The sequence below is a fragment of the Brevundimonas staleyi genome, from assembly GCF_041893865.1.
Taxonomy (GTDB): Bacteria; Pseudomonadota; Alphaproteobacteria; order Caulobacterales; family Caulobacteraceae; genus Brevundimonas; species Brevundimonas staleyi.
On the sequence record NZ_CP169082.1, the window covers coordinates 1,502,285 to 1,520,310 of the forward strand.

The 18,026-nt window shown below is 67.3% G+C and carries 20 protein-coding genes; 12 read left to right on the plus strand and 8 right to left on the minus strand.

Going from position 1 to position 18,026, the window contains the following annotated elements; all coding sequences use genetic code 11:
- Positions 1 to 151 precede the first annotated feature (151 nt).
- From crtY to ACETK8_RS07545, 3 genes are read left to right on the plus strand one after another with little or no spacing between them, the layout of a single operon-like run.
- Positions 152 to 1,315, plus strand: a complete 1,164-nt coding sequence (crtY, locus tag ACETK8_RS07535; protein WP_374038890.1) for a lycopene beta-cyclase CrtY — start codon at positions 152 to 154, stop codon at positions 1,313 to 1,315.
- Positions 1,315 to 2,817, plus strand: coding sequence for a phytoene desaturase (locus ACETK8_RS07540; RefSeq protein WP_374038891.1), 1,503 nt, complete (start codon positions 1,315 to 1,317; stop codon positions 2,815 to 2,817). Before crtY ends, ACETK8_RS07540 begins: the two co-directional genes overlap by 1 nt.
- A complete protein-coding gene (locus tag ACETK8_RS07545) occupies positions 2,814 to 3,755 on the plus strand; it encodes a phytoene/squalene synthase family protein (protein WP_374038892.1) in 942 nt (313 codons plus the stop codon). Before ACETK8_RS07540 ends, ACETK8_RS07545 begins: the two co-directional genes overlap by 4 nt.
- A gap of 3 nt (positions 3,756 to 3,758) precedes the next feature.
- On the opposite strand, the gene ACETK8_RS07550 is transcribed toward ACETK8_RS07545, so the two are convergent.
- The 3 genes from ACETK8_RS07550 to ACETK8_RS07560 form a co-directional block, all read right to left on the minus strand.
- On the minus strand, positions 3,759 to 4,082 hold the full coding sequence (locus ACETK8_RS07550; protein WP_374038893.1) for a type II toxin-antitoxin system RelE/ParE family toxin: 324 nt from the start codon (positions 4,080 to 4,082) through the stop codon (positions 3,759 to 3,761).
- Complete coding sequence (locus ACETK8_RS07555; RefSeq protein ID WP_374038894.1) at positions 4,079 to 4,294, minus strand: ribbon-helix-helix domain-containing protein; 216 nt, start codon at positions 4,292 to 4,294, stop codon at positions 4,079 to 4,081. Before ACETK8_RS07555 ends, ACETK8_RS07550 begins: the two co-directional genes overlap by 4 nt.
- A 68-nt stretch (positions 4,295 to 4,362) precedes the next feature.
- Entirely contained in the window at positions 4,363 to 4,863 is a 501-nt protein-coding gene (locus ACETK8_RS07560; protein ID WP_374038895.1) for a sterol desaturase family protein, read from the minus strand.
- A 164-nt stretch (positions 4,864 to 5,027) separates the two neighbouring features.
- Here ACETK8_RS07560 and fni point away from each other — a divergent pair, with 164 nt between their 5' ends.
- Together fni and ACETK8_RS07570 are read left to right on the plus strand one after the other, a co-directional pair.
- Entirely contained in the window at positions 5,028 to 6,047 is a 1,020-nt protein-coding gene (gene fni, locus ACETK8_RS07565; protein ID WP_374038896.1) for a type 2 isopentenyl-diphosphate Delta-isomerase, read from the plus strand.
- A gap of 101 nt (positions 6,048 to 6,148) precedes the next feature.
- On the plus strand, positions 6,149 to 6,298 hold the full coding sequence (locus tag ACETK8_RS07570; RefSeq protein WP_374038897.1) for a hypothetical protein: 150 nt from the start codon (positions 6,149 to 6,151) through the stop codon (positions 6,296 to 6,298).
- Here the strand turns inward: ACETK8_RS07570 and ACETK8_RS07575 are convergent.
- Both ACETK8_RS07575 and ACETK8_RS07580 read right to left on the minus strand, forming a co-directional pair.
- The gene (locus ACETK8_RS07575; RefSeq protein ID WP_374038898.1) at positions 6,295 to 7,176 is read right to left on the minus strand and encodes an oxygenase MpaB family protein; all 882 of its coding nucleotides are present in this window, start codon (positions 7,174 to 7,176) and stop codon (positions 6,295 to 6,297) included. The two genes, ACETK8_RS07570 and ACETK8_RS07575, sit on opposite strands and share 4 nt — an antisense overlap.
- Positions 7,177 to 7,218: 42 nt before the next feature.
- A complete protein-coding gene (locus tag ACETK8_RS07580; protein WP_374038899.1) occupies positions 7,219 to 7,923 on the minus strand; it encodes a hypothetical protein in 705 nt (234 codons plus the stop codon).
- Between the two features lie 191 nt (positions 7,924 to 8,114).
- Here ACETK8_RS07580 and ACETK8_RS07585 point away from each other — a divergent pair, with 191 nt between their 5' ends.
- Positions 8,115 to 8,609, plus strand: coding sequence for a midcut-by-XrtH protein (locus ACETK8_RS07585; RefSeq protein WP_374038900.1), 495 nt, complete (start codon positions 8,115 to 8,117; stop codon positions 8,607 to 8,609).
- A gap of 24 nt (positions 8,610 to 8,633) precedes the next feature.
- Here ACETK8_RS07585 and trmFO read toward each other — a convergent pair whose 3' ends face one another.
- Entirely contained in the window at positions 8,634 to 10,022 is a 1,389-nt protein-coding gene (gene trmFO / locus ACETK8_RS07590; protein ID WP_374038901.1) for a methylenetetrahydrofolate--tRNA-(uracil(54)-C(5))-methyltransferase (FADH(2)-oxidizing) TrmFO, read from the minus strand.
- A gap of 101 nt (positions 10,023 to 10,123) precedes the next feature.
- Here trmFO and ACETK8_RS07595 point away from each other — a divergent pair, with 101 nt between their 5' ends.
- From ACETK8_RS07595 to ACETK8_RS07610, 4 genes are read left to right on the plus strand one after another with little or no spacing between them, the layout of a single operon-like run.
- On the plus strand, positions 10,124 to 10,930 hold the full coding sequence (locus ACETK8_RS07595; RefSeq protein ID WP_374038902.1) for a hypothetical protein: 807 nt from the start codon (positions 10,124 to 10,126) through the stop codon (positions 10,928 to 10,930).
- A 13-nt stretch (positions 10,931 to 10,943) separates the two neighbouring features.
- Positions 10,944 to 11,894 carry a hypothetical protein gene (locus ACETK8_RS07600; RefSeq protein WP_374038903.1) on the plus strand — a complete coding sequence of 317 codons (951 nt, stop codon included), beginning with the start codon at positions 10,944 to 10,946 and terminating at the stop codon, positions 11,892 to 11,894.
- Positions 11,895 to 11,918: 24 nt separating this feature from the next.
- On the plus strand, positions 11,919 to 12,806 hold the full coding sequence (locus ACETK8_RS07605) for a hypothetical protein (RefSeq protein ID WP_374038904.1): 888 nt from the start codon (positions 11,919 to 11,921) through the stop codon (positions 12,804 to 12,806).
- 28 nt (positions 12,807 to 12,834) lie between these two features.
- Positions 12,835 to 13,788 carry a CPBP family intramembrane glutamic endopeptidase gene (locus ACETK8_RS07610; protein ID WP_374038905.1) on the plus strand — a complete coding sequence of 318 codons (954 nt, stop codon included), beginning with the start codon at positions 12,835 to 12,837 and terminating at the stop codon, positions 13,786 to 13,788.
- Positions 13,789 to 13,794: 6 nt separating this feature from the next.
- Here the strand turns inward: ACETK8_RS07610 and uvrA are convergent, their stop codons facing one another.
- Positions 13,795 to 16,734: an excinuclease ABC subunit UvrA gene (gene uvrA, locus ACETK8_RS07615; RefSeq protein ID WP_374038906.1), complete on the minus strand. Its 2,940-nt coding sequence runs from the start codon at positions 16,732 to 16,734 to the stop codon at positions 13,795 to 13,797.
- A 247-nt stretch (positions 16,735 to 16,981) separates the two neighbouring features.
- Here uvrA and ACETK8_RS07620 point away from each other — a divergent pair, with 247 nt between their 5' ends.
- Both ACETK8_RS07620 and ACETK8_RS07625 read left to right on the plus strand, forming a co-directional pair.
- Complete coding sequence (locus tag ACETK8_RS07620; protein ID WP_374038907.1) at positions 16,982 to 17,260, plus strand: hypothetical protein; 279 nt, start codon at positions 16,982 to 16,984, stop codon at positions 17,258 to 17,260.
- A gap of 80 nt (positions 17,261 to 17,340) precedes the next feature.
- Positions 17,341 to 17,568 carry a helix-turn-helix domain-containing protein gene (locus ACETK8_RS07625; protein ID WP_374038908.1) on the plus strand — a complete coding sequence of 76 codons (228 nt, stop codon included), beginning with the start codon at positions 17,341 to 17,343 and terminating at the stop codon, positions 17,566 to 17,568.
- On the opposite strand, the gene ACETK8_RS07630 is transcribed toward ACETK8_RS07625, so the two are convergent.
- The gene (locus ACETK8_RS07630; protein ID WP_374038909.1) at positions 17,565 to 17,981 is read right to left on the minus strand and encodes a hypothetical protein; all 417 of its coding nucleotides are present in this window, start codon (positions 17,979 to 17,981) and stop codon (positions 17,565 to 17,567) included. The two genes, ACETK8_RS07625 and ACETK8_RS07630, sit on opposite strands and share 4 nt — an antisense overlap.
- Positions 17,982 to 18,026 lie beyond the last annotated feature (45 nt).

An 18,026-nucleotide genomic window follows, 5' to 3' on the forward strand; every position in this document is an offset into this window, starting at 1 on the left:
CGGCGATTTCGATGATGCAATGACTGCCGTTCGTCGGCGATTTCGGTGACGACGGTTATGCAAAATCCCGCGGTTCGGTGACGAACCGCAATCTCTCGAGGGAGGCCCCGATGCGTTCGCGTCGGGGCCTCTTTCGCTTTAAGGATCGGGCATGGGCGCAGCCGATCCTGACCTGATCCTCGTCGGCGGCGGCCTGGCCTCCAGCCTGATCGCGTGGCGCCTTGCGATCGACCGGCCCGAGGCGCGCGTCGTCGTGATCGAGCGCGACGGTCGGCTGGGCGGCAAACACACCTGGTCCTTCTTCGACGGCGACGTTTCGGTCGAGGATCGAGCGTGGCTGGAGCCGGCGACGCCGCATCGGTGGCCGTCAGGGTACGAGGTCTATTTCCCCGGACTGAGCCGGGTCCTGGCGACGCCCTACAACAGCCTGACCTCGGACCGACTGCACGAGGTCGTGGCGCCGTTGTTGGGCGACCGGCTGATCGCGGGCGAGGCGGTCGAGGTGCGTACCGACGGGGTGACCCTGGCGGACGGGCGGGTGCTGAGCGCGCCCGCCGTCATCGACGCACGGGGGCCGTCGCCGACGCCGCATCTGGATTTGGGCTGGCAGCTGTTCGTGGGGCGGACGGTGCGGCTGAGCGAGCCGCACGGCCTGACGCGGCCCACCATCATGGACGCCACAGTGGCGCAAGGGGACGCCTATCGGTTCGTCTATCTGCTGCCCTTCGACGAGCGGACCGTGCTGGTCGAGGACACCTACTATGTGGACGGCCCCAGGCTGGACCGGGCGCTGCTGAACGCCCGGATCGACGCCTATATCCGCTCGCGCGGCTGGACGGTCGAGGCGGTGGTGGACGAGGAGGAGGGCGTCCTGCCCATCGCGCTGGACGGCGACATCGAGGCCTTCTGGGCCGAGGGGCCGTTGGTGGCCAGGGTGGGGCTGGCCGGCGCCCTTTTCCACCCGACGACGGGATACTCCCTGCCGGACGCGGTGGCGGTGGCGCGACTGGTGGCGGGAGCCAGCGACCTGACGTCGGCGGGACTGCGGGCCCTGGTCGAGGGCCATTCGAAGTCGCTGTGGGCCGAGCGGGCCTATTACCGGCTGCTGGACAGAATGTTGTTCCGGGCGGCCGAGCCGGGGGAACGGTGGAAGGTGCTGCGGCGCTTCTACGGCTTGTCGGAGGCGCTGGTCAGGCGCTTCTATGCGGGGCGATCCACGGCGTTGGACAAGGTTCGCATCCTGGCGGGGAAACCGCCCGTGCCGGTCGGGCGCGCACTGAAACAGCTCCGGGAAACCGGTCGAGGACAGGCTTGATGAGAGACGTGACGGCCAAGCGTGCGGTGGTGATCGGCGCCGGTTTCGGCGGCATCGCCCTGGCCATCCGGCTGCAGCGCGCGGGCGTGCAGACGACCCTGATCGAGAAGCGGGACAAGCCGGGCGGCCGGGCCTACGTCTGGAAGGAACAGGGTTTCACCTTCGATGCCGGCCCCACGGTCATCACCGACCCCGACTGCCTGACCGAACTGTTCGAGGGGACGGGGCGGTCGCTGTCCGACTATGCCGAACTGATGCCCGTCGATCCCTTCTATCGGCTGTGCTGGGAGGACGGAAAGTCGTTCGATTACAACGATGACCAGGCGGCGATGGAGCGGCAGATCGCATCGTTCAACCCGGCCGACGTCGAGGGCTACAACCGCTTCCACGCCTATTCGGAGGAGCTGTATCAGGAGGGATACGTCCGGCTCGGCGCCGTGCCGTTCCAGTCCTTCTGGTCGATGATCAAGGCGGCGCCGGAGCTGGCGCGGCTGGAAAGCTGGAACAGCGTTCACGCCATGGTCGCGCGGCACATCCAGGATCCGCACCTGCGTCAGGCCTTCAGCTTCCATACGCTACTGGTCGGTGGCGATCCGTTCAAGACCAGCAGCGTCTATGCCCTGATCCACGCCCTGGAGCGGCGCGGCGGCGTCTGGTTCGCGCGCGGGGGGACCGGGGCGCTGATCGCCGGGCTGGTGAAGGGGTTCGAGGACCTGGGCGGGACCATCCGGTTGAACACGTCCGTCGAGCGGATCGAGACCGAGGGCGACCGGGCGACGGGCGTCACGCTGGACACGGGCGAGACGATCCGGGCCGACATGGTCGCGTCCAACGCCGACGTGGTCCACACCTACGACAAGCTTCTAGGCCGAACCCCGCGCGGAAAGGCCAAGGCGAAGTCGCTGAAGTCCAAGCGGTTCTCCATGTCGCTGTTCGTGCTGCATTTCGGCACGTCGAAGCCGCAGCCGCAGCTGGCCCACCACACCATCTGTTTCGGCCCCCGCTATCGCGAACTGATCTCCGAGATCTTCTCTGGCCCTGATCTGCCCGAGGACTTCTCTCTCTATCTGCACGCACCCTGCGCCACCGATCCGTCGATGGCGCCGGAAGGGATGTCGAGCCACTACGTCCTGTCGCCCGTGCCGCATCTGGGCGCCGCCGACATCGACTGGGAGACCAAAGGGCCGGAGTACCGCGAGAAGATCATCGACTATCTGGAGGCGCGCTACATCCCGAACCTGAGACGAGATCTGGTGACGACGCGGATCTGGACGCCCGCCGACTTCAAGGAGGACCTGAACGCCCATCTGGGCTCGGCCTTCTCGCTGGAGCCCATATTGACGCAGAGCGCCTGGTTCCGGCCGCACAATCGCGACGACGTCATCTCCAACCTCTATGTTGTCGGCGCCGGCACCCATCCGGGGGCGGGCATCCCCGGCGTGGTCGGTTCGGCCAAGGCGACGGCGGGGCTGATGCTGGAACAGGCCGCGAAGGTTCCATGACCGCAGACGCCGTCCTCGCCGCCTCCAAGGCCTCGATCACCAAGGGGTCCAAGAGCTTCCGCTCGGCCTCGCGGCTGTTCGACCCGGCTGTGCGCGAGGACGCCTGGCTGCTCTACGCCTGGTGCCGGGCCTGCGACGACGAGATCGACGGACAGGACCACGGTTTCGGCCACGAGGACCTGACGACCAAGGAACAGCAACGGCGTCTGGCCCGGCTGTACGACATGACGCGCCGCGCCATGACGGGCGAACCCATGCCCGACCCGACCTTCGCCGCCTTCCAGCGCGTGGCCATCCGACACCGCCTGCCGGAGCGGTGGGCGATGGACCTGATCGACGGCTTCGCCATGGATGTGGAGCATCGGGAGTACCGGACGCTGGACGACGTCATGGCCTATTGCTGGCACGTCGCCGGGGTCGTCGGGGTGATGATGGCGCGGGTCATGGGGGTGACGGACCCCGAGGTGCTGCGCCGCGCCCAGGACCTGGGGCTGGCCTTCCAGCTGACCAATATCTCGCGCGACGTGATCGAGGACGCCGAAGACGGGCGAGTCTATCTGCCGTCCGACTGGCTGGTCGAGGCGGGGCTGGAGCCGACGGCCGAGGCGGTGGCGGATCCGGCGAACCGGCCGGCGGTGCATGAGGTGACCAAGCGTCTGCTGGCCGTGGCGGAGCCCTATTACGACAGCGCGCGAGACGGGCTGAGGGGGCTGCCGTTCCGGTCCTCGATGGCGATCGCGGCGGCGCGCGGCGTCTATCGCGAGATCGGGCGGAAGGTGCGGCGGCGCGGGCCGGGGGTCTGGGTGAAGCGGGTGTCGGTGGGCAAGCCGATGAAGCTGTGGCTGTTCGGGCGAGGGGCGTTGATCGCGGTGTGGACCCAGGTGCTGGACCGCGGGAAGTCGCCGCCGGTGCGGCCGGGGTTATGGACGCGGGTCTGACGTTCAGTCGAGGTCCGAGAGACGACCTGGAATGTCGCGGCCGACATGCAGCAGACGCCAAACATCGATTTCGGTCTCGGCCACGATGTAGATGATCAGATAGGGATAGGTCTTCAGCTTCCAGGTTCGCAGCCCCGAGATCCTCAGGCTTTGTCCCAGTTGTGGCGAGCCGGCCTCGGGATGATCGCTGATCTGACGGAAGGTCGCGCGAACGGCATCGAGGAATCCGGAAGCCGTTCGATCGCCTGCTTCCAGCAAGTAATGGTCAATCGTCGCGTCGATGTCCTGCTCGGCCTGCTCTCGGGGAATGAGCCGACGCGTCGTCAACCCGCGTGAGCCCGGATCCTGGCGCGACGCTTCTCGAACCAGGCTTCGTTCGCTTCCTCACCCGGAGGCGAGGCCGCGCCCTTGAGGATGAGGGCGCGCAGGTTCTCGCGCTCTCGGTCCTGACGGATCAGATCGCGCACGAACTCGCTGCTGGTGCTGTAGCCTCGGCCGGAAACCTGATCGTCGACGTAGGCCTTCATATCTTCAGACAAGGAGATGTTCATCGAGCTCATGGTGGGAGCCTGAGCCCGATGGCAAAAAATGGCAAGCCTCGCGTTGGTCAGGCTTTATCCAACTTCTCCGCCCGTTCCGCCCGCCTCGCCTTGAGGATGGCGTTGAGCCGCTGGGGGTTGGGGGCGAAGACGAAGCCGAACGACACCGCCCCTTCGCGGGTCTGGACCGCGTGATGCAGTTTGTGCGCCTGGACCAGGCGGCGGGCGTAGCCGTTCTTCGGCATCCAGTTCCACGGCCAGCGCTGATGCACCAGGCCGTCGTGCACGAAGGCGTAGACGGCGCCGTAGAGGGTCACGCCCGTGGCGACGGCATAGACCCACCACAGGCCCGTCAGCCAGGCGGTCAGGAACAGGCCGAAGCCGACGACGGAACCGACCACGCCATAGAGGTCGTTCTTTTCGAACGGCTTGTCGTGGGGCTGGTGGTGGTCGCGGTGCCAGTCCCAGCCGAGCGGGCCGTGCATGATGTAGCGATGGGTCCACCAGGCGACGCCCTCCATGAAGAAGAAGACGGCCAGGGTCAGAAGGATGAACCACAGGGGGAGCATGGGCGCAGTCTATCCGCTTTTCCTCATCCGCTCATCCCCGCGAACGCGGGGACCCAGTTCTTTGGGAGAACGCCGTCAGGGTTTGCGGTACGACGCCGATCCCGGCCATGGTGCGCCACGAAAGCACTGGGTCCCCGCTTTCGCGGGGATGAGCGGAGTTGGTTTTGTCTGACGCGAACATATCCGACCGCAAGGACCAGCATCTGGACGTCGTCCTGTCGGGCGGCGGGCGGCATGCGCGGGATGCGGGGTTCGACGCCGTCCGTTTCGTGCATGAGGCCCTGCCGGATCTGGATCACGCCAAGATCGACCTGGGCGCGGACTTTCTGGGGCGGCGGCTGAAGGCGCCTTTGCTGATCAGTTCCATGACGGGAGGGCCCGCGCGGGCCGAGGCGATCAACGCCCATCTGGCCGAGGCGGCCCAGGCGCTCGGCATAGCCATGGCGGTGGGGTCGCAGAGGGCGGCGCTGGAGGGGGCGGACGCGGGACTGGACCAGTCGCTGAGGCGGCGGGCGCCGGATACGCCGATCCTGGCCAATATCGGCGCGGCCCAGCTGACGCGGGGCTTCGGCATCGACGAGGCGAGACGGGCGGTCGAGATGATCGGCGCCGACGCCCTGATCGTGCATCTGAACCCGCTGCAGGAGGCCTGTCAGCCGGAGGGCGACCGCGATTGGTGGGGCGTGGGCGCCGCGCTGGAGGCCCTGGTGCATCGGCTGGAGACGCCGGTCGTGGTCAAGGAGACGGGCGCGGGCCTGTCGGCGGCGACGGCGCGGCGACTGGCGGCCATGGGGGTCGCGGCGCTGGACGTGGCGGGCGCCGGCGGGGCGAACTGGGGGCTGATCGAGGGGGAACGGGCGACCGATCCCGCCGACAAGGCCCATGCGCTCGCCTTCGCCGACTGGGGCATTCCGACGGCGTCCGCCATCGCGCGGGTGCGGGCGGCCTGTCCGGACATGGTGCTGATCGGATCGGGCGGGGTGCGGGACGGGGTCGATGCGGCCAAGGCGATCCGGCTGGGGGCGGACGTGGTCGGTCAGGCGGCGGGGGTGCTTCAGGCCGCGACTGTCTCGACCGAGGCGGTGGTCGCGCATTTCCAGACGGTGATCCGGCAGTTGCGGACGGTTTGTTTCTGCACCGGCTCGGCGAACCTTCAGGCGCTGAGGACGGCGCCGCTTCAGTAGGAACGAGGGGGCAAGGTCTTAGGGCGCTCACGCGTGAGGACATACACGTTTGGGTTGTTTATCGCATCGTGTATCATCTGCGGACTGCCGGAGACGATTCTTTGAGCGTGCTGCTTTTTCCTGTCGAATGTCGCCTGAGCCGGCCAGCGGCGGCGCGCGCCACGGATCGGGTCGAGCCGGTGCTGATCGCGGCGCTGGTGCTGACGACGGCCGCGCAGATCGGCCTGTTTGTCTGGAGTTGGTTGGCCTAGCGCGGCGCGCCGTCGGGCCAGACACGTACCTCGTCCGGCCAGACCTGGCGGTTGGGCGAGCCCTGGTAGACCCAGTCCAGGGTGCGGGCCAGCGAGCGGGCGGCGAAACGCTGGGCGGGTCGGGCGGTCGGCAAGCCGTGCATCCGGCGGGCCCAGTCGGGCAGCAGATCCGCCCCGGCGGCCATGACCAGACCGGCGGCGATCCCCTCGGCGGCGCCGCCGATGCGCTGGCCCATGACCAGGGCGGCGACCTCGCGCGTGCGGGCGTCGGCCTTGAGCTGGGGCCGCATCGACTGGATCAGGGCTTCGGCCTCCGCGCGGTTGCGGGGCACGGGGTCGGCGCCGAGGGCCAGGCCGATGCGGGCCATCTCGGCGAAATAGGCGTCCTGATCCGCCGCCGGCATGTCCCGCTCCTGATAGCGGACCCAGGCGTCGAGAAAGCTCGTGATCTCCGTCACATGGACCCAGGCGAGCAGGGTCGGATCGTCGACCTTGTAGGGCGTGCCGTCCGGCAGGGTTCCGCCGAGCTTCCTATGGATGCCCTTGACCCGGTCGATCGCGGCCTGACCGGCCGAGGCGTGGTCGAAGGTGGTCACGGCGATGAACTTCGCCGTCCGGCGCAGGCGGCCGTGCATGTCGGCGCGGAAGTCGGAGTGGTCCCAGACGCCCGCCAGCACCGCCGGATGCAGCATCTGCAAAAGCAGGCCCGACACCCCGCCGATCATCATGGTGACGATGTCGCCATTGACCCGCCAGGCCACGGCGTCGGTCGGGAACAGGGCGTCGGCGCGGCGCAGGGCAGGGCGCTCGCCGCGCTCGTAGTCGTTGAACAGCTCGTTGATCCGGCGGCGGATCGTGACCTTGACGGGCTCTAGCAAGACGGCGGGTTCCAGTTCGCGCCCTGTCTAGCGGTCCTGGGCCTAGCTTTGAAGCGAGGCGGGCGTTCCGTCTTCGGCGTTCAGCGCGGCGAGACGTCGTTCGAACTCGGCCGTGACCCGGGGATCGGCCTCGCGGTGATCACGCAGAAAGTCGGACAGGGCGCGGCGGTAGTCCTCGCGGAAGCGCGTGTTGTCGGGACTGGCCGCCAGCCGCCGCTCGGCGCGATCCACCGGCGCGCGATTCTGGGCCAGCAGACGCCGCTGCCCCGAGGGCGACAGGTCGGTCATGATGACGATGTTGCGGGGGAAGCCCGGGACGTATTTCACCACGAAGTTCTCGCCGCGGGGCGGGATCAGGATCTGGTTCCGGATCGGCCAGAGCGAGGCCGTCATGGTGTTGAAGCTGGTGTCGGCGTCCTGACCGTCGGCCGTGCGGACCACGGCGTCATAGGCCCAGACCGGCTGCTCGTTCAGGCGGGACGAGGTCTCGCGCGCATCGACGATGACGGCCCGCCCCTCGACCCCGAAGGCGTTCAGGAAGGCCGCATTGGCCATGCCGCCCAGGAAGATGTTGACGGAGCCGAACACGAACGTCGCGCCCGCCAGGGCGAAACTCAGCACGGCGGCCCGGCTCAGTTTCAAGACGCCTAGAAGCGTCCCGATGGCGACGAGCGCGGGCGGGAAGCCCAGCATGATCAGGAACGGGTGATGGGACACCCAATAAAACAGCATCGAAACATAGGCCATGGTGCGAACCTACCCCGCTTGCGTGACACCTCGCCTTCCCAGGCGATGTCCGAGCCGAAAGGGGCGGTTGGGACTCCGAAAAATAGTACGGAATCTTTTCAGCCCGATCGGCGGTATAGCGAGCGTCAAGGGTGGCGAACACGCAAGCTCTTCGTTAGTCACGGAAAACGCAAGTTTCTGGAGGGCTTCCCATGCAACGATCGACGATGCGCCATGCCGGTGCGGCGGTACTTACGACGGCGACTCTGGCCTCGGCCGGTGCGGCCTCGGCGGCGGATGTGACCGTGACCTTCACCTCGGCCGCCCCGGCCGCGGTGCCGCTCAGCCCCGAGATGATGCTGGTCCTGGGTCTGGCGATGGCGATCGGCGCGGTCGTCGTCATGCGCAAGCGCGGCATGGGCAACGGTCTGGCCTATGGAATGGCCGCGATGATCGGTCTGGCGACGCTGGGCACGGCCAACAACGCGCGCGCCGTGGAGAGCTTCACGCTCACGGGGCCGAGCCCGCAGGTCTTCACCATCGTCGACAATGGCGGTTCGACCACCCTCACCAACGGGACGGGCGGCGCCGTGACCATCACCTCCATCTCGGCGGACTCGCCCTACATCGCCGTGGGCGGAAACTGCTATGGCGATCCCCTCGCCCCAGGCGACAGCTGCACCGTCTTCCTCGCTCGACCGATCTAGGGTTGCCGTCAGGCGCGATGCCGCTCAGGCCGCGTCGCGCCAGGCCTTCAGAGCCTCCAGCGCCCGGATGCTCATCAGGCGCTTCTTGGCCCGTCCGCGCTCCTTCAGCGGGATCTTCTTGCCCTCGTCATCGACCTTGGGCGCTTCCAGCGGAGGCAGGAGGCCGTAGTTGATGTTCATCGGCTGGAATTTGGCGCCGTCCAGATGGCCGCCGGTGATGTGTTCGACCAGGGCGCCGATGGCGGTGTGGGCTTCGGGCGCATCCAGCGGTTTTCCGAGCCGTTCGGCGGCGGCGAGGCGACCGGCCAGGAGGCCGGTGGCGGCCGACTCGACATAACCTTCCACGCCCGTGACCTGACCGGCGAAGCGCAGGCGCGGCATCGACTTCATCCGCAACTGACGGTCCAGCAGGTGCGGGCTGTTCAGATAGGTGTTGCGGTGCAGGCCGCCGAGGCGGGCGAACTGGGCGTTCTGCAGGCCGGGGATCATGCGGAAGGTCTCGGCCTGGGCGCCGTGCTTCAGCTTGGTCTGGAAGCCGACGATGTTGAACAGGGTCCCCAGAGCATTGTCCTGACGCAGCTGGACGATGGCGTGGGCCTTGACCAGCGGGTCGCGCGGGTTGGTCAGACCGACGGGCTTCATCGGGCCGTGGCGCAGGGTCTCGCGGCCGCGCTCGGCCATGACCTCGATGGGCAGGCAGCCGTCGAAATAGGGGACGTTCTCCCATTCCTTGAACTCGGCCTTGGGGCCGTCGATCAGGGCGTCGATGAAGGCGTCGTACTCGGCCTTGTTCATCGGACAGTTGACGTAGGCGGCGGCGTCTCCACCGGGGCCTTCCTTGTCGTAGCGCGACTGACGCCAGGCGATGTCGAAGTCGATCGAGTCGGCGTGGACGATGGGGGCGATGGCGTCGAAGAAGCTGAGGCTCTCCTCGCCCGTCAGCGACAGGATGGCCTCGGCCAGGGCGGGGGAGGTCAGGGGGCCGGTGGCGACGATGACATTGTCCCACTCTTCCGGCGGCAGGCCGGCGATCTCCTCGCGCTGGATGGTGACCAGCGGATGGGCTTCCAGCTTGGCGGTCACGGCCTGGGAGAAGCCGTCGCGGTCGACCGCGAGCGCGCCGCCGGCGGGCACCTGATGATCGTTGGCGCAGGCCATGATGACCGAGCCCAGCTCGCGCATCTCCTGATGCAGCAGGCCCACGGCGTTGTGCTCCCAGTCGTCGGAGCGGAAGGAGTTGGAACAGACCAACTCGGCCAGACCATCCGTGTGGTGGGCGTCGGTCTTCACGCCGGGCACGCCGCGCATTTCGTGCAGGATGACGGGCACGCCCGCCGAGGCGATCTGCCAGGCGGCTTCGGATCCGGCGAGGCCGCCGCCGATGACGTGGATGGGCTTCAGGTCTGTGGTCATGCGCGGCTTCTTAGACACGCGCGAGGTGTTCGTCAGTAGCCGACTGGCCCGGACGTGCTATCCGCCGCTATGATGCAGCGATTGCTCAGCGAGGGGGCTTGATGAGCCACAAGGATGTCGGAGGCCGGCGCCTGAAGCTTCAGGTCGCCTTGGGTCGGACGCTGCGCGTGCTGCCGCTGCTGTGGCAGGGGGCGGTCGGCGCCCTGCTGCTGTGCGCGGTGCTTTGGCTTGCGCCCGTCGTCTGGGCGCCGTCGGGCGGGCTGGTCTGGCTGTGGGGTCTGCTGGTCGCGGTTTCGACAGTGGTCGCGGTCGGGGCCCTGGCCCGGCTGTCAATCAGCGACACCCTGAGCGAGGCGAGGGCGCTGGGGCTCGGGCCGATCGGTTTGCAGGCGAAACTGCCCGAGGCGCGGCTGGTGGGCGCGGCCCTGTTGTGCCTGCTGTTCCTGGCCATGATCCTGTCGATCCTGGGACTGGTGGTCCTGGCCATCTTCGGCATGGCGGAGCTGAACGTTCAGGCGATCCAGGCGCGGAACTGGGCCGGCGTCGGAGAGCCGTGGAAGCTGGGCGTCCTGGCCATTCTGGCCATCGGCGCCGTCGCCATTCCGCTGTTGCTGACCGTGCGGCTGTCACTGTTCGTCCCGGCGACCCTGGGACGCCGCCAGATGGTGTCCTTGAACTCCATGGGCATCGCCTATGGCAGCTTCTGGCCGATCCTGGGCGGGCTGATCCTGACGGCTCTGCCGAAGATCCTGCTGCTGATCCTGATCGGGACCGGGCTTCTGAGCGGCGTGGTCGCGCAGATCGTCTGGGTAGTCGGTCTGGTCGGGTTGCAACTTCCGCTGACCCTGGGTTTCCTGGGGGCCGCCTATCGACAGCTTGAGTACTGGTCGCCCGACGAACCGCGCTAACGGAGCCGAGACGATGAAGCCGAGTTTCTCGTTCAACGACGCCCTGGGGGCGCCGTTCGTCATGCTGAAGCGCCGGCCGCTGTATCTGTTCGTCTGGGGCCTGATGATGGTCGCGGTCACGGTCGCGATATATGCCCTGCTGGTCCCGATGTTCGCCGCCCTGCCATTCGATCAGGCGGACAATCCGGCCTTCATGGACCAGTATATGGTGGAGATGTCGCGGTTCAGCCCCGCGATCAACGGCATGAACCTGTTGGTCTATCTGCTGATGCTGGTGCTGTGGACGGCGGCGGGGCGGTCGGCGCTTTCGCCGGGGCGGGGCGACCGGTTCCTGTTCCTCAGGCTCGGCATGGACGAGTTGCGGGTCGCGGTGGCCATCCTCGCCGTCTTCATGGGCTGGTACATCGCCTTGGTGATCCTGATCCTGATCGGCGTGGGGTTGGCGATGGCGCTGTGGGCGGCGAACGAGGCGGCCGCCGTCGTGGTCGTCATGATCTACGGCCTGATCGTCTTTATCGGGTCGATCTGGGCGCTGGTCCGGGTGTCGTTGATCGCTCCGGCCAGTCTTATCCTGAAGACCTTCGCCTTCACCCAGGGCTGGGCGCTGGCGCGGGGACAGGTGTGGAAGATGATCGGGCTGAACCTGCTGGTCTGGCTCATCTACATGATCAGCGTGATCCTGATGTACGCCGTGGTCGGGGGCATCCTGGCGGCCGGCTTCTTCGGCCAGGGCCTGAGCTGGCCGTCCGATGTTCGGACCGTCGCCGATCTGGAGCCGGTGTTCCGCGCGATGATCGCGCCGCTGGCCCTGACTGGCATTCCGCAGGCCATGGGTTTCGGCTGGGTCATGGCGCTGTATGCCGCGCCCAACGTCGTCGCGGCGCGTCAGCTTCTGGACGGCGTGCCCGCGCCTGCGCCGATGGCCGAAGACGCGCCGCCCGCCGATACGCTACACATCGTCTAGATCAGGACCCAAGGGAGGGATTCGATGACCTTTTCAGCGACCGAGGCCGCCTTCGAGGGCTTCCGCGTGGTGCGCCGTCATCCGCTGGCCATCCTGTTCTGGGCCCTGGCGTATGCAGTGTTCTTCGCCGCCTTCTTCGGCCTGTTCGGCAGTTCGCTGGCGACCCTGATGGCCACGACCGAGAGCATGGAGGGCGGGCAGGCCAGTCCGCAGGATCTGGAAGCCCTGGGTCAGACCTATTTCGGCTTCATGGGGCTGGTCATGCCGCTGGCGCTCGTGCTGGGCGCCGTGCTCAACGCCGCCGTCGCCCGCGCGGTCCTGCGCCCGGCCGAAAAGGCGTTCGGCTACATGCGGCTGGGCGCCGACGAGCTGCGGGTGCTGGGCGTCAGCATCGTGATCGGTCTGATCTTCTTCGCCGTCACCGTGATCCTGTTCGCCGTGACGGGACTGGTCGCCGGACTGGCGGCCCAGACCAATCAGGGGGTCGGCATTCTGGTCGGCGTTCTCCTGGGGCTCGGCGCCGTGGCGGTCGTCGTCTGGCTGGCCGTCCGGTTCAGCCTCGCCGTCCCGGCCACCCTGGCCGAGAAGCGGATCGCTCCCTTCGCGGCCTTCGCCCTGACCAAGGGACACTCGCTGCCGCTTCTGGGCATGGCCATCATCGCCTTCATCATGTCGATCCTGGTCAGCGTGCTGGGCACCATCATCGCCCTGCCGATCACGGTCGCGACGGGCGGTCTGAGCCAGCTGGCGACCATGGACGGCCAGTCGACGATGCAGATCCTCCAGGCCGCCGGGCCCGGACTGATCGCCTGGGGCGTGGTCAACGCCGTCTTCTCGGCCCTGCAGCTGGCCGTGATCTATGCGCCGTTCTCGGCCGCCTATCGCGACCTGAAGGGCCTGCCGCACGACTGAGACCGCACGGGACCGGGGAGGGGACCAGATGGCCGGGATTGAACTCTATGCGCCCAGGCTGGCGCGGCATCGGCGGACGTGGAGCGTCGCCGCCGTCGTGATGGGCCTCGTCTTCATGGTGGGCGGCCAGTTGCTGGGCGTCATCCCGGCGGTGGCCCTGGGCCTGATGACGACCGAGGGGACGACCTCCGGCTGGGTCGGCGATCTCTACATGCTGGTCGTCATGTTCGGCCTGACGGCGCTGCTGCTGACGGGCTGGGTCCTGTGGTTCGAGCGGCGGCCGCTGTCGACCATCGGCTTCAACGAGAACGGGCTGAAGCGGTTCGTGCGCGGCTATCTGATCGGGCTGGGCTTCCTCGTGGCCACGGTCGGGATCATCTGGGTCGCGGGCGGGTATCGGATCGAGGGCGGCGGCGTCTTCGCCTCGGCGGCGCTGGGAGCGGGATTGCTGCCCATCGGCGCCCTGTTGCTGGGCTTCATCGTCCAGGGCTCGACCGAGGAGATCGTGTTCCGGGGCTGGCTGATGCAGCTGATCGCCTCGCGCCACGGACTGGTCGTCGCCCTGATCGTCAACGCCATCCTGTTCGGCCTGGCCCATGCGGGGAACACCGAGCCGACCAGGGAGCTAGCGCTGGGCGTGGTCAACATCGTCCTGTTCGGCACCTTCATCGGCCTCTATGCGGCGCGCGAGGGGTCGCTGTGGGGCGTGTGCGGTTGGCACGCGGCGTGGAACTGGCTGCTGGGCCTCGGCTTCGGGCTGGAGGTGTCGGGCCACGTCATGGACGTGACGCCCCTGGTCGTGGACCTGACCGCGACGGACGGCGCGCCCTGGTGGCTGACGGGCGCCAGTTTCGGACCGGAGGCCAGCGTGGTGACCACGGCCATCCTGCTCCTGTCCATCGTTTGGGTCGTCACGCGCGGGCCCTTCACGGGCTATGCGAAGCCGGAGCCGGTCGCGAGCGCCGAGACGCCCGCGACCTGATCGCGGTCAGGCGTCGGCCTTCGCCTTGGCCTTGGTCTTCTTCGAAGCGTCGCTGGTCAGGGCGGCGACCCTCGCCTTGCGGCGTTCCTCGTGCCGGTCCAGCACCTCCTTGAGGTATTTGCCGGTCCAGGAGCGCTCGTTGTTCGCCACCTCTTCCGGCGTGCCCACGGCCACGATCTCGCCGCCGCCGTCGCCGCCCTCGGGACCGAAGTCCAGCAGGTAGTCGGCGACCTTGATGACATCGAGGTTGTGCTCGATCACCACGATGGTGTTGCCGCCCTCGACCAACTCCTGAAGCACTTCCAGAAGCTTCCGGGTGTCTTCGAAGTGGAGGCCGGTGGTCGGCTCGTCGAGGATGTAGAGGGTCTTGCCGGTGGCCCGCTTCGAGAGCTCCTTCGACAGCTTGACCCGCTGGGCCTCGCCGCCTGACAGGGTCGTGGCCGACTGGCCGACCTGGACATAGCCCAGGCCCACTCGCTCCAGCGTCAGCATCTTGTCGCGGATCGGCGGCACGGCGTTGAAGAAGCGCGCGGCCTCCTCGACCGTCATGTCCAGCACGTCCGAGATTGACTTGCCCTTGAACACGATCTCCAGCGTTTCGCGGTTGTAGCGTTTACCCTTGCAGACGTCGCAGGTGACGTAGACGTCCGGCAGGAAGTGCATCTCGATCTTGATCAGGCCGTCGCCCTGACAGGCCTCGCAGCGTCCGCCCTTGACGTTGAACGAGAACCGGCCGGGGCCGTAGCCGCGCGCCTTCGACTCCGGCAGGCCGGCGTACCAGTCGCGGATCGGGCCGAAGGCGCCGGTGTAGGTCGCCGGGTTCGAACGCGGGGTGCGGCCGATCGGCGACTGGTCGATGTCGATGACCTTGTCGAAATGCTCCAGTCCCTCGATCCGGTCGAAGGGGGCGGGGGCGTCCGACGCATTGTTCAGACGCCGCGCGGCGGCCTTGTAGAGGGTCTCGATGGTGAAGGTCGACTTGCCGCCGCCCGACACCCCGGTGACGCAGGTGAACAGGCCGACGGGGATCTCGCCGGTCACGTTCTTCAGGTTGTTGCCGGTGGCGCCGGAGACCTTCAGCATCTTCTTGCGATTGACCGGACGGCGGCCGTCGACGGGCAGGGCGATCTCCTGCTCGCCGGTCAGGTATTTGCCTGTCAGCGACTTCGGATCGGCCATGACCTCGGCGGGCGTGCCCTCGGCGCAGATGGTCCCGCCATGGACGCCGGCGGCCGGGCCCATGTCGATGACGTAGTCGGCGGTCAGGATCGCCTCCTCGTCATGCTCGACGACCAGGACCGAGTTGCCGAGGTCGCGCAGACCCATGAGGCTTTCCAGCAGTCGGGTGTTGTCGCGCTGGTGCAGGCCGATGGACGGCTCGTCCAGGACATAGAGCACGCCGGTCAGGCCCGAACCGATCTGGGACGCCAGACGGATGCGCTGGCTCTCGCCGCCGGACAGGGTGCCGGAGGAGCGCGACAGGCTGAGGTAGTCGAGGCCGACATTGTTCAGGAAGCGCAGGCGGTCGGAGATTTCCTTCAGGATCCGACGGCCGATCTCCATCTGTTTTTCGGTCAGCTGGTCGGGCAGGGCCGAGACCCAGTCGAAGGCCTTCTTGATTGACAGCATCGAAATCTCGGCGATGTCGTTGCCGTTGATCTTCACCGCCAGGGCCTCGGGCTTCAGCCGCTTGCCGTGGCAGGCGTCGCAGGGCGTCTCGGACTGGAAGCGGCCTAGTTCCTCGCGGACCCAGGCCGAGTCCGTCTCGCGCCAGCGGCGGTCGAGGTTGGGGATGACCCCCTCGAACGGCTTGGAGACCTCGTACTTCCGGGCGTTGTCGTCATAGACGAACTTGATCTTCTCGGTCCCGGTGCCCTGCAGGATGACCGTCTGGGCCTTGGCCGGCAGTTCGCGCCAGGCCACGTCCATCGAGAAGCCGTAGTGCAGGCTCAGCGCCTGAAGCGTCTGGGTGTAGAGGGGCGAGGGGCCGCGCGACCACGGGGCGACGGCGCCCTTGTGCAGGGTCTTGTCGCGGTCCGGAATGACCAGATCGGCGTCGAAGGCCAGCTTGACCCCCAGGCCGTCGCAGACCGGACAGGCGCCGAACGGGTTGTTGAACGAGAACAGCCGCGGTTCGATCTCGGCGATGGTGAAGCCGGAGACCGGGCAGGCGAACTTCTCGGAGAAGGTGATGCGCTTGGGCTCTTCACCCTCGGCCGCATTGGCCCATTCGGCGACCGCGATGCCGTCGGCGAGACCCAGCGCGGTCTGCAGGCTGTCGGCGTAGCGGCCCTCGAGGCCCGCCTTGGTGACGATCCGGTCCACGACGATGTCGATGTCGTGCTTGAACTTCTTGTCGAGGGTCGGCGCGTCCTCGATGGCGTAGAACTGGCCGTCGATCTTCAGGCGCTGGAAGCCCGCGCGCTGCCACTCGGCGATCTCCTTCTTGTATTCGCCCTTGCGACCCCGAACGACGGGAGCCAGCAGCAAGAGGCGCTCGCCCTCGGCCAGGGCCGTCAGCTTGTCGACCATCATGGAGATGGTCTGGCTCTCGATCGGCAGGCCGGTCGCGGGTGAATAGGGGACACCGACGCGCGCCCACAGCAGGCGCATATAGTCGTGGATCTCCGTCACCGTGCCGACGGTGGAGCGCGGGTTCTTCGACGTCGTCTTCTGTTCGATGGAGATGGCCGGCGACAGGCCCTCGATCAGGTCGACGTCGGGCTTGCCCATCAGCTCCAGGAACTGGCGGGCATAGGCCGAGAGGCTCTCGACATAGCGCCGCTGGCCCTCGGCATAGATGGTGTCGAAGGCGAGCGAGGATTTGCCCGACCCCGACAGACCGGTCATGACGACCAGCTTCTCGCGCGGGATGTCGACGTCCACGCCCTTGAGATTGTGCTCGCGGGCGCCACGCACGCGAATGAAGTTGTGCTTTTCGGTCATGCTGTCCGGGAACGCGGGAAGGCCGGACAGGTGTCCGGTGCGACAACGCTATATGGGAACTGATCCTGCTGATTCAGCAAGAACAATGTGGGAACATCAAGGCGCTGCTGACAGCCGCTGTCAGGCTGCTTGACAACATTCCAAAATGGAATATCTTGCGGATGTCCACTGCGTCCAGTGCTCTCGCAACCCCTGCGGGCCTCGTGGAGAAAGCGAACTGCAATGACCCTCCGTATCGAGGCCGCTGATGCGCAATTGGACTGTCGAGCTGGATGTTTCCTTTCTGGCGATCTGTGACCAATGGCCAAGCGATCAAAAGCTGGAACTGCAAGCCCTAACACGGTTGCTGCAGAGGCTCGGGCCGGAAGGGTTGGGGTTCATCAGGTCGGAGTGGGAAATGCCCGACTGGGACGATCTGGCGAGCCCAGTGAGCTTGCCGCTGCCCGTACACCTGTCCACGGGGTGGAAGACGCTGGCGCTCGATATATTGCCGGCCCGCAGGGTGGTGGTCGTAAGCCTCGTCTAGAGCCGGCTCCCGAGCGACGGTCTGTTCCGTGGAATCCGGAGTTCAGTCCTGAGGAAGAAGCGCGCATCGAAGCCCTCGTCGTGGAGATCGGCGAACGGGTCGAGCGTCTCAAGGCGTTTCGATTGGCGCTGGGTCTCTCCCAGACGCAGATGGCTGAAATTCTCGGCGTTACCCAGTCCAACGTCTCCAAGATGGAGGCGGGACGAGATGTGAAGCTGGGTGTGCTGCAACAACTTGTCGAAGCCAAAGGCGGCAGGCTCACCCTGCATGCCGAATTCGATGACCGCGAACTGGTTCTGCCCCTTTAGGGAAGCACGAACTCGCCCGTGCGCAGACTGATGGAGCAGCTGTAGGCGCCGCCGCTGTGCTCGCAATAGTCGGCGGCGAAGAGGTCGCGTTCGATACGGGTGGTGGACCGGATCACCCGATCGCCGACTTCGACCTCCGAGTTCGCCGCCGCGCTGAAGTCCGCCAGACCGTCGAAGAAGGCGCGGGCCGGGACGCCGTCGCAGGTGAAGACCACGACATGCACCCCGTCTTCGGCGCGGCCGTATCGGCCGGCCGTCGCCGCCTGGGCGATGCAGTCGGCGTAAAGCTTGGCGCGCGGCGCGGGAAGGGTCGCGATCGGGGTGTAGTCGGGTGGACCGGACGGCTCGGGCGTCGTGGCGCAGGCGGTGAGGGTGATCGCGCCGAGGGCGGTGACGAGGGCGGGACGGACCATGGGCGACCTCGGGAGATGATCGCCTAACCTGTCACACCGAGCGGC

Bases quoted from the DNA above. Each gene is read 5' to 3' on its own strand.
- uvrA (WP_374038906.1), bottom strand. From the start codon at position 16,734: ATGACCGAAAAGCACAACTTCATTCGCGTGCGTGGCGCCCGCGAGCAC.
- ACETK8_RS07560 (WP_374038895.1), bottom strand. From the start codon at position 4,863: ATGCTCCCCCTGTGGTTCATCCTTCTGACCCTGGCCGTCTTCTTCTTC.
- ACETK8_RS07580 (WP_374038899.1), bottom strand. From the start codon at position 7,923: ATGGCCTATGTTTCGATGCTGTTTTATTGGGTGTCCCATCACCCGTTC.
- ACETK8_RS07630 (WP_374038909.1), bottom strand. From the start codon at position 17,981: ATGGTCCGTCCCGCCCTCGTCACCGCCCTCGGCGCGATCACCCTCACC.
- crtY (WP_374038890.1), top strand. From the start codon at position 152: ATGGGCGCAGCCGATCCTGACCTGATCCTCGTCGGCGGCGGCCTGGCC.
- ACETK8_RS07585 (WP_374038900.1), top strand. From the start codon at position 8,115: ATGCAACGATCGACGATGCGCCATGCCGGTGCGGCGGTACTTACGACG.
- trmFO (WP_374038901.1), bottom strand. From the start codon at position 10,022: ATGACCACAGACCTGAAGCCCATCCACGTCATCGGCGGCGGCCTCGCC.
- ACETK8_RS07595 (WP_374038902.1), top strand. From the start codon at position 10,124: ATGAGCCACAAGGATGTCGGAGGCCGGCGCCTGAAGCTTCAGGTCGCC.
- ACETK8_RS07605 (WP_374038904.1), top strand. From the start codon at position 11,919: ATGACCTTTTCAGCGACCGAGGCCGCCTTCGAGGGCTTCCGCGTGGTG.
- ACETK8_RS07545 (WP_374038892.1), top strand. From the start codon at position 2,814: ATGACCGCAGACGCCGTCCTCGCCGCCTCCAAGGCCTCGATCACCAAG.
- ACETK8_RS07610 (WP_374038905.1), top strand. From the start codon at position 12,835: ATGGCCGGGATTGAACTCTATGCGCCCAGGCTGGCGCGGCATCGGCGG.
- ACETK8_RS07540 (WP_374038891.1), top strand. From the start codon at position 1,315: ATGAGAGACGTGACGGCCAAGCGTGCGGTGGTGATCGGCGCCGGTTTC.
- ACETK8_RS07620 (WP_374038907.1), top strand. From the start codon at position 16,982: ATGCGCAATTGGACTGTCGAGCTGGATGTTTCCTTTCTGGCGATCTGT.
- ACETK8_RS07600 (WP_374038903.1), top strand. From the start codon at position 10,944: ATGAAGCCGAGTTTCTCGTTCAACGACGCCCTGGGGGCGCCGTTCGTC.